Origin of the sequence: Microbacterium jejuense, from assembly GCF_019511665.1 — a bacterium.
GTDB lineage: Bacteria > Actinomycetota > Actinomycetes > Actinomycetales > Microbacteriaceae > Microbacterium > Microbacterium jejuense_A.
The window spans coordinates 1-12051 of sequence record NZ_JAEUAW010000024.1 but is presented as its reverse complement, the minus strand read 5'-3'; the positions used below and the strand labels follow the sequence as shown (position 1 = coordinate 12051).

At 71.1% G+C, this 12051-nt stretch carries 11 protein-coding genes and 1 pseudogene; 6 read left to right on the top strand and 6 right to left on the bottom strand.

The window, feature by feature from the left end; all coding sequences use genetic code 11:
- Nucleotides 1–38 precede the first annotated feature (38 nt).
- Complete coding sequence (locus JNB62_RS18590; RefSeq protein WP_220302374.1) at nt 39–1658, top strand: CocE/NonD family hydrolase; 1620 nt, start codon at nt 39–41, stop codon at nt 1656–1658.
- A 15-nt stretch (nt 1659–1673) separates the two neighbouring features.
- Here JNB62_RS18590 and JNB62_RS19325 read toward each other — a convergent pair whose 3' ends face one another.
- Together JNB62_RS19325 and JNB62_RS18580 are read right to left on the bottom strand one after the other, a co-directional pair.
- Nucleotides 1674–2462 carry a G5 domain-containing protein gene (locus JNB62_RS19325; protein ID WP_223231263.1) on the bottom strand — a complete coding sequence of 263 codons (789 nt, stop codon included), beginning with the start codon at nt 2460–2462 and terminating at the stop codon, nt 1674–1676.
- 78 nt (nt 2463–2540) lie between these two features.
- Nucleotides 2541–2621 (bottom strand): annotated as a pseudogene (locus JNB62_RS18580) (DUF2510 domain-containing protein); the annotation flags it as partial.
- Between the two features lie 222 nt (nt 2622–2843).
- Between JNB62_RS18580 and JNB62_RS18575 the strand changes: the two are divergent.
- Nucleotides 2844–3887, top strand: coding sequence for a zinc-dependent alcohol dehydrogenase family protein (locus JNB62_RS18575; RefSeq protein WP_220302373.1), 1044 nt, complete (start codon nt 2844–2846; stop codon nt 3885–3887).
- 150 nt (nt 3888–4037) lie between these two features.
- Here JNB62_RS18575 and JNB62_RS18570 read toward each other — a convergent pair whose 3' ends face one another.
- The 3 genes from JNB62_RS18570 to JNB62_RS18560 all read right to left on the bottom strand — a co-directional run bounded on the left by JNB62_RS18570 (nt 4038) and on the right by JNB62_RS18560 (nt 7161).
- Entirely contained in the window at nt 4038–4853 is an 816-nt protein-coding gene (locus JNB62_RS18570) for a class I SAM-dependent methyltransferase (protein WP_220302372.1), read from the bottom strand.
- A 38-nt stretch (nt 4854–4891) separates the two neighbouring features.
- Nucleotides 4892–5485, bottom strand: a complete 594-nt coding sequence (locus JNB62_RS18565; RefSeq protein WP_220302371.1) for a TetR/AcrR family transcriptional regulator — start codon at nt 5483–5485, stop codon at nt 4892–4894.
- A 98-nt stretch (nt 5486–5583) separates the two neighbouring features.
- A complete protein-coding gene (locus tag JNB62_RS18560) occupies nt 5584–7161 on the bottom strand; it encodes a PucR family transcriptional regulator (RefSeq protein WP_220302370.1) in 1578 nt (525 codons plus the stop codon).
- A 167-nt stretch (nt 7162–7328) separates the two neighbouring features.
- Here JNB62_RS18560 and JNB62_RS18555 point away from each other — a divergent pair, with 167 nt between their 5' ends.
- The 4 genes from JNB62_RS18555 to JNB62_RS18540 all read left to right on the top strand — a co-directional run bounded on the left by JNB62_RS18555 (nt 7329) and on the right by JNB62_RS18540 (nt 11601).
- On the top strand, nt 7329–8882 hold the full coding sequence (locus tag JNB62_RS18555; protein WP_220302369.1) for a CoA-acylating methylmalonate-semialdehyde dehydrogenase: 1554 nt from the start codon (nt 7329–7331) through the stop codon (nt 8880–8882).
- Between the two features lie 57 nt (nt 8883–8939).
- Nucleotides 8940–10304 (top strand): aspartate aminotransferase family protein, encoded by a 1365-nt coding sequence (locus JNB62_RS18550; protein WP_220302368.1) that lies wholly within the window; start codon nt 8940–8942, stop codon nt 10302–10304.
- A 146-nt stretch (nt 10305–10450) separates the two neighbouring features.
- Nucleotides 10451–10858, top strand: a complete 408-nt coding sequence (locus JNB62_RS18545) for a transferase (RefSeq protein ID WP_220302367.1) — start codon at nt 10451–10453, stop codon at nt 10856–10858.
- A gap of 92 nt (nt 10859–10950) precedes the next feature.
- Nucleotides 10951–11601 (top strand): thermonuclease family protein, encoded by a 651-nt coding sequence (locus JNB62_RS18540; protein WP_220302366.1) that lies wholly within the window; start codon nt 10951–10953, stop codon nt 11599–11601.
- 7 nt (nt 11602–11608) lie between these two features.
- Here JNB62_RS18540 and JNB62_RS18535 read toward each other — a convergent pair whose 3' ends face one another.
- Complete coding sequence (locus JNB62_RS18535; protein ID WP_220302365.1) at nt 11609–11983, bottom strand: DUF1304 domain-containing protein; 375 nt, start codon at nt 11981–11983, stop codon at nt 11609–11611.
- Nucleotides 11984–12051 lie beyond the last annotated feature (68 nt).

Here is a 12051-nt window from a genome sequence, read left to right as displayed (position 1 = left end):
ACGCCCCGCGCCGCACGGTCGGGTGATAGCGTCGCGCCGTGCGCCTTCGATCCGTGCCTGCGACCGACCGCCCCTGGCGACGTCGCGGCGCCGCCGCGTACGCCGTGACGCGCGTGCGGCGCGCGGTCCGCCCGCCGATCGTCGTGACGCCGCTGGGCCCCGAGGTGCGCAAGCTGGAGGACGTCGCGATCCCGATGCGCGATGGCACGATCCTGCGCGCGAACGTCTACCTGCCCCGCGACGGCGGGCCGGTTCCCGCGCTGCTGTGCGCCCATCCCTACGGCAAGGACGCGCTGCCCCGGTCGCGCGGACGCGGGTGGCGCATCAACCCGCAGTTCCGAATCCTTCGCCAGACCGGCCCCGTCCGCATCTCGGACGAGACGAGCTGGGAGGCGCCCGATCCGGCGCAGTGGGTGCCGCGCGGATACGCCGTGGTCAACCTCGATCTGCGAGGCGCGGGCCGCTCGGACGGCGTCGGGTCACTGCTGAGCGACGCCGAGGCGCAGGACGTGTACGACGCCACGGAGTGGATCGCGCGACAGGACTGGTGCAGCGGCGGCGTCGGGATGCTCGGGGTGTCGTATCTGGCGATCTCGCAGTACAAGGCCGCTGCCCTGCGCCCGCCGCACCTGCGGGCGATCGTGCCCTGGGAGGGCTTCACCGACGCCTACGACGACTTCTTCTATCCGGGCGGTGTGCGGGAGGTCGGCTTCTCGCGCCTGTGGACGACCGTCATGCGGCGGTCGACGCGCATGTCGCCCGACCTCGGCAGAGAGGCGGCGGCGCGCCCGGACGATGACGCGTGGTGGCGATCGCTCGCCCCCGACCTCGCACGCATCCAGACGCCGATGCTCGTGTGCGGCAGCTTCTCGGACGCGAACCTGCACACCCGCGGCAGCTTCCGCGCGTTCGCCGAGACCTCTTCGGCCGACCGGCATCTGTACACGCACCGCACCGGCAAGTGGGCTGCGTTCTACAGCCAGGAGGCCATGGCCGTGCAGCAGGCGTTCCTCGACGCGCACCTCAAGGGCATCCCCGCCGACCTGCCGCGTGTGCGCCTGGAGGTGAGGGATCGTGGCGACCGCATCCACGACGTGCGGCACGAACAGTCGTGGCCGCCGCGCGGACGACTGCTGACGCTTCACCTGCGTGCGGACGGACGGCTGTCGCCCTCGCCGGCCGAGGCCGAGGCATCCCTCGAGTTCCCCTCGCGGCGGCGGGCCGCGCGGTTCTCGTGGACCTTCGCCGACGACACCGAGGTGACCGGAGAGGTGCGCCTTCGGCTGTGGGTGAGCGCCGCCTCGGACGGGCCGGTGTCGCTGTTCGCCGGGCTGTCGAAGTGGACCGGTGGCGAGTTCGTGCCGTTCGAGGGCTCGTACGGCTTCGGCCGGGACCTCGTCACGACAGGGTTCGGCCGCGCCGTGGTGGGCCGCCAGCCGCGCGAGGTCGAGATCACGCTCGCGCCCTCGGCGACGTTCTTCCGCGCCGGGGACGAGATGCGACTGCATGTCGGCGGGCGCCAGCTGTCACCGCGCAACCCGCTGTGGGGCGGCTTCCCCGCACTGTACCGATCGAGCCGGCGCGTCCAGATCCGGCTCCACTCCGGTCCCGAGCACGCGCAGGTGCTGGAGCTGCCCGTCGCAGACCGCGGCCGGTGAGGCGCGGCGAGAGACTCAGTACGGCTCGCAGGCGAAGCCGTCGCCATCGCGGTCGAGGTCGTACACGTCATTCCCGACGACTCGGGCGATGCCGTCGAAATAGGCGGGGCCGTTCCCGCTGCCGCCCGCGCAGTCGACGTCGCTGGAGATCGGAACACACGCGTCCGCGTAGTTCGGGTCGCAGCCGCCTACCGGCGCTGCGGGCGCGGGCGCAGGCGGCGGAGGCGGAGCGACGTACGTGCCGACCGCGATGACCTGCGTCACCGGCTCACGCGTCACCGTCTCGGCGACCAATTCGCGGCTGACCTCCTCGCCGTCGAGGAGATGTACCCGGTAGGTCAGGGTCTTCTCTCCGTCCTGCCCTGCGGTACGCACCTGCGTCTGACCGGACGGGATCGTGGCGTCGTCCACCCGGCTCTCGGTGAAGGGGATCGGCTCCGTCACGACCTCATCGCGCGTGGTCGCGACAGCGGTCGGCGTGGGCGTCGGCATCGGGTCCTCCATCCGTTCCGGCGATGAACCGGAGCCCGCGAACGGCACTGCCTCGACGGACGACTTCGTTCCGGAGTTGCCGATCGTCGCCGCGCTCACGCTGCCGGCGACAAGGAGCACGGCCGCCGCTGCCGCGGTCACGCCGATCGCGGCCTTCCGTGTGGTCAACCGCAGCCAGGTGGGGGTGCCCTTCGCGAGAGCAACAATCCCGGTGACCAGCACCGCCAGTGCGACGGCCACCAGGACAGGCGCGATCAGCATCAGCACGCCTATCGCGGCGACGGCGATGAGCATCCACACCCACCACGCCATGCGGCGCCGAGAGCGCGCGGGCGACTCCGCCGGGGGAAGGGGCTCACTCCAGCTCGCACCGTCACGGCCGACACGATCCGTCCACGCGGCGCCATCCCACCATCGGTATCGGCCGCCATCGACCGGATCCGAGTACCACCCAGCTGGCTGTGTCGTCATCGCTTCTCCCCAGAAACCCACCCGACCCTAGCCGAAGAGCGGTCGTGCGTCTCGACCGAGCAGACGACGGCTCCGAGACATTGGCGAATGCTGATCCCACCTTGATCGAGGGCTGAGAAGCACCCGGTGAGGCGGCGAAACGCGACCAGTGACTCGCACCGGGACGTCGGCGCGCCTTCGTTCGCGGGAATGGGCCCTGCCCCTCGGTGCGACGATGGAGCAATGCGTGCTGTCGTCTACGACGCCTTCGGCGTCACGCCCGAGGTTCGTGACGTGCCGAGGCCGGCGGCTCCCGACGGCGGAGTCGTCGTCGAGGTGCGGGCCACCGGGCTGTGCCGCAGCGACTGGCACGGCTGGGCGGGGCATGACGACGACATCTCGCTGCCGCACGTGCCGGGGCACGAACTCGCGGGCGTGATCGCCGAGGTGGGAGAAGGCGTGTCGGACTGGCGCGTCGGCGACCGCGTCACGGTGCCCTTCGTGTGCGGCTGTGGACGCTGCGAGTGGTGCCGGCAGGGCGACGCGCAGGTGTGCCCGAGCCAGACGCAGCCCGGCTTCACGCACGACGGGTCGTTCGCCGAGTTCGTCGTGCTGCACGCGGCGGACGCGAACCTGGTGGCGATCCCCGAGTCGGTGAGCTTCGAGGCCGCGGCTGCCCTGGGCTGCCGGTTCGCCACGGCGTATCGCGGGCTGGTCGGGCGCGCCCGCCTGCGGCGCGACGAATGGGTCACGGTCGTCGGCGCCGGTGGTGTCGGCCTCAGCGCTGTCATGATCGCGAAAGCGCTGGGCGCCCGGGTGGTCGCTGTCGATCGCAACGAGGCGGCGCTGGGTGCGGCATCCCTTCTCGGCGCCGATCACACCGTGAACGCCGACGGTCGCGACGTTCCCGCGATCGTGCGCGACCTCACCGACGGCGGGGCCCACGTGTCGGTGGATGCCGTCGGCAGCGAGCAGACCTGCACAGATGCGATCCACAGCCTGCGCCGACGCGGACGCCACGTGCAGATCGGCCTGCTGCCGCCGGTCGACGGGCACCCGCGCGTCCCCATGTCGCGCGTGATCGGCTGGGAGCTCGACCTGCTCGGCAGCCACGGCATGGCCGCGGCCGACTACCCGGGGATGATGGCGCTCATCGAGTCCGGCGCGCTGCAGCCCGAGTCGCTCATCGAGCGCGTCGTGGGACTCGCGGATGCGGCAGCGCTGCTGCCGACGGTCGACCGGGCGACGCCGGCCGGCATGACGATGATCGATCCGCGGCGCCCCTGACGCCCCGCAGCTCGCCCCTTCAACAGGTCAACCGCCCTTCCGCAGGAGATCTGGCACCGCACCCTCCTGAACAGGCGCGGTTGACCTGTTGAAGGGCCGCGATCCGCGTCCGGCCGACCTCCGCACGGCCGACGGCGTGCGTCGCTCGCGTCAGCTGCGCGCGGAGAACTGCAGGCGCAGTACGCCGAGGTCGCTGCGGTCGGCGACCCCCGGAAGCAGGTTCATCATCAGGATCGATGCGCGCAGCCCGGCGGACGTCTGGGCGACGTACGGGGAACGGCTGAGCATTATGCGCTCGACCAGCCTGAGTCGTGGGTGCCACTGCTCGGGAACGTGCGGATCGTCGAAGGCGGTCCCGCCGCTGATGTCGATCCCGAGGTCGCGGATCGCGCGGACGCGCGGCATCAGGCGCTGCGCCAGCGTCGTGTAGCCGTTCATCAGCAGCTCGCCTTCCGGGGCGTGGTCGATGAGGCGGTGGACCACTGCCGCCGAGTCGTCGGGGCGCAGGAACGGAAAGAAGCCGTCGGCGACGATGACCAGCGGCCGGTCTGCGGGCAGCCGCGAGACCCATTCGGCACTCGTCGCGTCGACCGCGAGCTCATGGACGTTCTCGGCTCGCCCATCGCCCGACAGACGGCGTCGCAGGTCGAGGATCTGCCCGAAGTCGATGTCGAACCAATCGACGTCGGGGCCTGGCATGATGCGGTGCGAACGGTCATCCAGCCCCGCCCCGAGGTCGACCACGACGGCGTCGGGGTGCACGGCGAGGAACTGTCGCACCCAGTCGTCGAGGTGCCGACCTCGCATCGCCACGGTGAACGCCTCCTTCTGCGGCAGGCCGAGCGCCTCCCAGTCGACGTCCAGCCCGTCTCGCACGCGGCACGCCCACGTGTCTCCGAGGATCGGGTCGGCGTGCTCGGCGTCGCGTGCGCGCGACAGGATCGGGAGCAGCGCGGAACGCTCCACGCCACTCAGCCCAGCAGGGATCGCGAGGCGTGCGCCGCTCACGACGTGACCGCCGGAGCGAGCGCGTCCGCGACGAGTTCGCCGACGAACCCTTCGTCGCGCGAGTCGACCGCGCAGACCAGTTCGAGACACAGTGCGAGATGCTGCTCGGCCGACGCGCCGGCGCGCAGCCAGCCGCGTCGCTCCGCCGCGCGGAACCACTCCGCGATGAGGTCGGCGGCCGGGTCGGTCGTCTCGGGCCGAGCGGAGTGGAAGGCGACCCATCCCGCGGCCCGCTCCCAGGCGAGCATCCCGCGCGCAGTCGGGTCGCTCTCCAGGAGTCGCTGAGTGCCGACGGCGAGATCGCGGACGAGAGCGCGGAACTGCGCACCGTCGGCGATGCCGTCGGGATACTGCGACGCGATCCGGGCGCGCGCGGCGGTCGCCGCTTCGGCGATCTCGGCGAGCGCTGCCGTGTACAGCCCCGCCTTGTCGCCGAATCGCTGAAACAGCAGCGCCTTGTTCACTCCGGCACGTGCGGCGATCCGGTCGACGCGTGCGCCCTCGAATCCGTGGGTCGCGAACTCCTCCCGGGCAGACGCGCGAATCCTCGCGGTGCTCGCCGTCGCATCTCGACGTGCGGGTGTCGACATCCCTCTGCACCCTTCTAAATAACTAACCAGTTAGTTATACCGTCACGCGCGCGCACCGTCAAGAGTCCCGCCCCGCCGTCGCACGACCGGGGCCGCGGTCAGCGCCCCGCCGACCTCCGCACCAGCAGCGCCAGATGCAGGGCGGTCTGGGTCTCGCCGTCGTCGAGGTCCGAGCCGAGCAGCTCCTCGATGAGGGCGAGACGCTGGTAGAACACCGAGCGCGAGAGATGAGAAGCGGATGCCGCGGCCGTGCGGTTTCCCGGATGCGCGAGCATCGCCTCCAGGACGTCGAGCAGATCGCCCGAGCGTGCGAGGTCGTGCGAGATCAAGGGCGCCAGCATGCGCTCGCCGTGCTCGAGCACGCGGTGGTCGTCGCGGAGCGCGGCGACCAGCTGCACGAGCGGCCGATTCTCGGAGCGTCGCAGGTACGGGCCCCGGCCCGACCGGCGACGCCGGCCGCCGGCCAGATCCACGGCCTCGTGGACCGAAGCGAGCGCCTCCTCGATCCCCGCGGCTGCACGTCCTACCGCCACGACGACGCGCTCGATGTCGGCGGCATCCACCACTGCGCGCACGAGCCCCAGCACCGCGGCATCGTCGAACGACGCGTCCGGCGGCAGTGACACCAGCAGCGTGGCGCCCACGCCGCCCGCCGGGGCCGAGCCGGCGAGCGCTCGCCCGCGCAGGGTTCGGGCGGCGGCATCCACTTGCTCCGTCGCGACGGGGGCGCCCGAGATCACGACACCGTACAGGCGCGACCCGCGCAGCGGCAGCCCGGCCGCTTCGAGGCGGGCGGCGGCTCCCCCGACACCGGCGAAGCGGCCGGCCAGCAGGCCGTCGACCAGGCGGCGACGGCCGATGCGCGCCCACTCGTCGGCGTCGCCATCGGCGAGGCGGCCGACCGCCAGCGCGATCGCACCCTGCTCGAGCACGGCCGTCCGCCCGGCGGCGTGGTCGGGCCCCGGCAGGGCGATGAGGTTGCCCCAGCGGATGCCGCGCGCCTCGACGGGCACGATGAGCCAGTCGTCGGGGGCCGGCGCCCCACCGCGTTCACGCCGAGCCGCGAGACGGCGGTGGGCGGACCGGGACTGGAGCTCCCACTCGGTGAAGAGGTCCTCCTCCAGTGCGAGCGGGACCTCGGCGGCGACCACCTCGTAGCCGAGGTTCTCGAGCACGACGGGCGCCCCGAGTGTCTGTGCGAGCTGGTGGACGATGAAATCGGCGGGCGACCCGCGCAGCACGAGGGCGGTGAAGCGCTCGCGCACCTCGTCGCGCGCGCGCAGCGCGTCGGTCTGCCCGGTGATGATGCGGCTGTGCACCGCCTCGGTGAGGGCGACGAACTTCACCTCGCGGTGCAGGACGACCAGCGCGAGGCCCCGCTCCCGGGCCGCATCGACGAGGACAGCCGGCACGTAGTGGTAATGCGTGCCCAGCTCCAGCACGAGGCCGGAGAGACCGGCATCCACCAGCTCGTCGATGAAGCGACGGAGGTCGGCAGGCTCGGCAGGCCACGACGATCCGGTCGACAGCAGCAGCTCGCCGCCGTCGAGCAGGCGCGCGACGCCGGCGCTGTCGGAGACATGCACCCAGCGCACCCGCGCTTCCAGTGCCTCGTCGCCGACGAGCACCTCGGGCACACCGTCGGCGACCGCCTCGAGCGCGATCACCTCGCGCACCGTGGGCAGGGTTTCGTTTGCGGATCGTTCGGCCGGACGATCCGTATGGATCACTCGATCTTCGCGACGGTCGGGCACCGTTGCCGCCTCTTCTTGTCTGACAGGCTGGGACCCGTCAAGCCTAGGGGATCGCCACACGATCTGTCCGACACCGAAGGAACCGCCCGATGACCACCGTCGAAACCACCGTCGCGCCCACGTCTGAGAGCACCGACCTCCGCGTGATCCCGCACTGGATCGACGGCGCCGAGCGTCCATCGACGAGCGGACGCACAGCCCCGGTCTACAACCCCGCGACCGGTCAGGTGACCGCCCACGTCGCGCTCGCCGATCAGGCCGAGATCGACGCCGCCATCGCCTCCGCGCGCGCCGGCTACGCGGCCTGGAGCGGCTACTCGATCGCCCGGCGTCAGGCGGTGCTCTTCGCGTTCCGCGAGCTGCTGAACTCCCGCAAGCGGGAGCTCGCAGAGATCATCACATCCGAGCACGGCAAGGTGCTCTCGGACGCCATGGGCGAGATCCTCCGCGGCCAGGAGGTCGTCGAGCTCGCGTGCGGCTTCCCGCACCTCATCAAGGGCGCGTATTCCGAGAACGTGTCGACCGGCATCGACGTGTACTCGACCAAGCAGCCCCTGGGCGTCGTCGGCATCATCTCGCCCTTCAACTTCCCCGCCATGGTGCCGATGTGGTTCTTCCCCATCGCGATCGCGGCCGGCAACGCCGTCGTGCTGAAGCCGTCCGAGAAGGATCCGTCCGCCGCCCTGTGGCTGGCCGCGCTGTGGAGGGAGGCGGGCCTCCCGGACGGCGTCTTCACCGTCCTGCAGGGCGACAAGCTCGCGGTCGACGGCCTGCTCACGAGCCCGGACGTCGAGTCGATCAGCTTCGTCGGGTCGACCCCGATCGCCCAGTACATCTACGAGACCGCCTCGAAGCACGGCAAGCGCGTGCAGGCCCTCGGCGGTGCGAAGAACCACATGCTGGTGCTGCCCGATGCCGATCTCGATCTCGTCGCCGACTCCGCCGTCAACGCCGGCTACGGCGCGGCCGGCGAGCGCTGCATGGCCATCTCGGTGGTGCTGGCCGTCGAGCCGGTGGCTGACGAGCTGATCGCGAAGATCCAGGAGCGCATCGGCCGCCTGCGCATCGGCAACGGCGCCGGGGTCGACGGTGTCGAGCCCGACATGGGACCTCTGATCACCGGCATCCACCGGTCGAAGGTGTCGGAGTACGTCGACATCGCCGAAGCCGACGGCGCGGAGGTCGTCGTCGACGGCCGCGGATTCCAGGTGGATGGCGCGGAGGACGGGTTCTTCTTCGGCCCGACGCTGCTGGACCGGGTGCCGACCACGAGCCGCGCCTACACCGAGGAGATCTTCGGCCCGGTGCTGTCCGTGGTGCGCGTGCAGTCCTACGACGAGGGCCTCGAGCTCATCAACTCCGGGCAGTTCGGCAACGGCACGGCGATCTTCACGAACGACGGCGGGGCGGCCCGCCGGTTCCAGAACGAGGTGCACGTCGGCATGATCGGCATCAACGTGCCGATCCCCGTGCCGGTCGCGTATCACTCGTTCGGCGGCTGGAAGAAGTCGCTGTTCGGCGACGCGAAGGCGTACGGCGTGCACGGCTTCGACTTCTTCACCCGCGAGAAGGCCATCACGAGCCGCTGGCTCGACCCCGCCAGCCACGGCGGCATCAACCTCGGCTTCCCCCAGAACAACTGATCCGCGAACGCGTTTCGTCTCGCTTCGCTCGCTCAACGACCGGGTAAAGGAACCCCGATGACTGACACACTCCTTGCCGACCTCGAGGCCGACGCGCGCGTGCGCGCGGACGACCGCGGGCACGTGTTCCACTCGTGGAGCGCTCAGGCGCTCATCGACCCGCTGCCTGTGGCGGGCGGCGAGGGCTCGACGTTCTGGGACTACGCGGGCAACGCGTACCTCGACTTCAGCTCGCAGCTGGTGAACCTGAACCTCGGGCACCAGCATCCCGATCTCGTCCGCGCGATCCAGCAGCAGGCGGGCAGGCTCGCGACGATCCAGCCGTCGATGGCGAACGATGTGCGGGGCGAGCTCGCCCGGCGCATCGCCCAGGTCGCCGGCGACGGGTTCGAGAAGGTGTTCTTCACCAACGGCGGCGCCGACGCCAATGAGAACGCGGTGCGCATGGCGCGGCTGTTCACCGGCCGCCGCAAGATCATGTCGATGTACCGCAGCTACCACGGCAACACGTCGACCGCGATCTCGTTGACCGGCGACCCGCGCCGTTGGCCGAACGAGCCGGCCGACGGCTCGATCGTGCACTTCCACGGCCCGTACCCGTACCGCTCGTCCTTCCACTCCGACAGCCCCGAGCAGGAGACTGCGCGCGCCCTGGAGCACCTCGAGCAGACGATCGTGCTCGAAGGAGCGGGCACGATCGCCGGCATCCTGATCGAGACGATCGTCGGCACCAACGGCGTCCTCGTGCCGCCGCCCGGGTACCTCGCGGGTGTGCGCGAGCTGTGCGACAAGTACGGCATCGTCTACATCGCCGACGAGGTGATGGTGGGCTTCGGGCGCGTGGGCGAGTGGTTCGCGTTCCAGGCGTTCGGCGTGCAGCCCGACCTGATCACCTTCGCGAAGGGCGTCAACTCGGGCTACGTGCCGCTCGGCGGCGTCGTCATCTCGGACCGCATCGCGTCGCACTTCGACACCCTGTCGTTCCCCGGCGGCCTCACCTACTCGGGCCACCCGCTCGCGTGCGCGGCGGGCGTCGCGACGTTGGAGGTGTTCGAGCGCGACGGCATCCTCGAGCGCGTCCGCGACCTCGGCGCGCGGGTCGTCGAGCCGCGGCTGCGGGCGATCGCCGAGCGCCACCCCTCCGTCGGCGACGTGCGCGGCCTCGGCCTGTTCTGGGCGATCGAGCTCGTCAAGGATCGCGAGACGCGTGAACAGCTGGTCCCTTTCAATGCGAGCGGAGTGGATGCCGCACCCGTCGCCGCGGTGGCGGCGGCGTGCAAGCGCGACGGCGTGTGGCCGTTCACGCACTTCAACCGCCTGCACGTGGCGCCTCCGCTGGTGATCACGGAGGACGAGCTGGAACGCGGCCTCGACGTGATCGACCGTGCGCTGTCGGTCGCCGACGAGCACGTGGCGCGCTGACGGCATCCCGCCGCGAAGGACCCGCATCCGCACGGATGCGGGTCCTTCGTCGTGCGTGGCCGAATCGTTCCGATGCGCGGGAATAGACAGGCCCTGCCGGAGGTTGTTCCTGTACTCAGCCCTATGTGGGGCTGCAGGAGGGGACTGTGGGCAAGAACTACATCGACATCGAGAACGACCAGGGCGAGACGCTGCGCTACCGCAAGCACGTCAACGGTCGTGGCCTGATCGCGCATGGAGCGAAGGTGCACCCGAGCGCCATCGTCGAAGCGGGGGCGTATGTCGAACCGGGCGTCCAGATCGCGGCGGGCGCTCACGTCGGCCGCGGCGTCTGGGTCGAGACGGACGCCGTCATCGGACCCAACGCCGTCATCGAGCCGCACGCGCACATCGGCCCGCGCGCAGCGATCGGCCCGAAGGCCAAGATCGGCGTGCGCACGCAGGTCGGGCATGACGCCCGCGTCGCCGGCGGCTCTCTGATCGGCGACGACGTGACGATCGCCGACGGCGAGCGCGTCGCCACCGACAAGCGAGGACTGCGCCTGGCGGCGTGAGCCCGTCCGCGGTTGCCGCGGCAACCGCGGCGACCTCGCCACCCTGTGGACAACGCACGGCAGGGTACTCCCGCCGAAGCTAGCCTGGCGCCATGCACGATGACCGGCGCCCGCGCGCTCGTGGAGCGAAGGCGCTCATCGTGGTGGCGACGATCCTCGTCGTCCTCGCCCTCGCTGCTCTCGGATGGCTGCCGTCGGGCGGCGGCCCCGGTTCCGTCCGCAATGGGGATCTCGGACGACGGATGCCGCTGCCCGGCCTCATGCCGACGACACCTGCCGGCGCGCTTGAGGCCGGACGGGAGGCGGCGGGTGGCGGCATCCCCTCGCGCCCGGATGATGCCGACGACCTCACTGTCACGTACGTGTTCGACGGAGACACGATCGAGGTCGCAGATCCGTCGACCGACGAGCGCGTGCGGGTGCGGCTCATCGGCATCGACACCCCTGAGGGCACGCCGGCGCCGGAGTGCTGGGCCGACGAGGCGCGTGCGCATCTCGCCGCGCTGCTGCCCGAGGGCGCGACGGTGTGGGCCGCGCCCGACGCCGAGCTGCATGACCGCTACGGACGTGACCTGCGGTACCTCTGGACCGACGACGGCCGGTTCGTCAACTACGAGCTCGTCGCGGCGGGCGACGCCGAGGCACTCCGCATCGCGCCCAACACCGCCCACGCGGAGCTGTTCGCTTCGGCTCAGGCTGAGGCCGAGGCATCCCGAGCCGGACAGTGGGGCGCGTGCAGCTGAGCCCGGCTCACGCGAACGGGAACAGCACGAACGCGATGAGCGGAAGCGTCCCCTGGATGAGTGCGGGCCGCACGTACTTGAGCCCCGTCGTCACGAGCACGAGCGCGGCCCCGACCATCGAGCCGAGCGCGAACAGCACCAGCGCGATGCCACCTCCCGCGTAGAAGAGCACGATCCCGATCACGACGCCGATCGCGAGGAACAGGTTGTAGAACCCCTGGTTGTACGCCATCGGCTTCGTGATCTCTGCCGCCGCCTGGTCGGCGACGCCGAACCGCTTCCAGATCTTGGGCTGCGTCCACTGGACGCTCTCCATCACGAAGATGTACACGTGCAGCAGCGCCGCCAGCGCCGCGAAGACCGTCGCGAGAATGCCCACCATGAGCGAACGATATCGCCCCGGCTACGCTGATCGGTATGGCGAAGGGCGGGTCGGGCAAAGGACGGGGG